We start from the raw sequence: 1,274 nt of genomic DNA, 5'->3' as shown, positions 1-1,274 counted from the left end.
TGAAGTGCACCCCAATTGTTAGACACAGTCTAACAATTGGAGGTGCATTTTTTATGGCTAAATTTTCTTCAAAAGAAAAAATCCAAGCGGTGAAACGATATTTAGATGGTACAGAAAGTGGAAAAACAATTGCTAAATCTATAGGAGTTAACCCTAGCGTACTTCGTGAGTGGATTAGACGATATGAGTCTTCAGGTGAAAAGGCCTTTGAAAAGTGCTATACATTCTACCCAGCCCAGTATAAACTAGATGTACTTTATTATATGAATGAACACGGGACATCTATCAGAGAAACAGCGGCACTTTTCAATATACCGTCTTATGAAACACTTCGGAAATGGAAAATAGCTTATGAAACAGGAGGATTGGATGCCCTACAATCAAAGAAAAAGGGGCGTCCAACCATGAAAGATAAAAAAATAAAGCCAGTAGATGAAGGATCAATCGAAGCCTTACAAGCGGAAAATGAGCGTTTACGTATGGAAAATGCATATTTAAAAAAGTTGAATGCCTTAGTTCAAAACAAAGAAAAATCACCAAACAAGACAAAGCGCAAGTAATCTACGAGTTAAGGCATGAATTTCCTATCAAGGAGTTACTTCAACTCGCAAACATTCCACGTAGTACGTACTATTACTGGATGAAACGTTTTAATCGTCCTGATCCAAATGCGGAGGTAAAAGAACTGATTCAAGCTATTTATAATGAACACGATGGGTGTTATGGTTATCGTCGTATTCGTGATGAACTTATGAATCGTGGACACAAAGTAAATCATAAAAAAGTGTATCGCCTTATGAAAGAATTAGGGTTAAAATGTCTGGTTCGTATGAAAAAATATCGCTCTTACAAAGGGACAGTTGGGAAAATTGCGCCAAATATTTTAAATCGCAACTTCCAAGCTGAAAAACCAAATGAAAAGTGGGTTACAGATATTACGGAGTTTAAGTTATTTGGGGAGAAGTTATACCTATCACCAATGTTGGATTTATTTAATGGTGAAATTATCACGTATACAATTGGTTCAAGACCGACCTATTCCCTTGTTTCAACGATGTTGGACCAAGCCCTTTATTGTGTAACCGATCCGGATAAACTCCTCATTCACTCTGATCAAGGTTGGCACTATCAAATGAAACAATACCGTCATTCTCTTAAGAATTGTGGCATAACTCAAAGTATGTCTCGCAAAGGAAACTGTTATGACAATGCCGTTATTGAAAATTTCTTCGGTATCATGAAATCGGAATTTCTGTATCGAAAAGAATTTGAAA

Annotated in this window: 1 protein-coding gene; it reads left to right on the top strand. The window is 36.5% G+C overall.

The window, feature by feature from the left end; all coding sequences use genetic code 11:
* Positions 1–53 precede the first annotated feature (53 nt).
* Positions 54–1,274, top strand: a protein-coding gene (locus D1166_RS30895) for an IS3-like element ISBth10 family transposase (protein ID WP_118043549.1) whose coding sequence is annotated in 2 segments (ribosomal slippage) — positions 54–495 and positions 495–1,274 — 1,222 coding nt annotated over the 2 segments. Because the reading frame shifts where the segments join, the coding sequence is not laid out codon by codon here. This gene is flagged as partial in the annotation.

This window comes from Bacillus sp. ISO11 (genome assembly GCF_003458115.1).
Classification (GTDB): Bacteria; Bacillota; Bacilli; order Bacillales; family Bacillaceae_G; genus Bacillus_A; species Bacillus_A cereus.
Note: the sequence above shows the minus strand (reverse complement) of the source record. Positions and strands in the feature narration are given on the sequence as shown.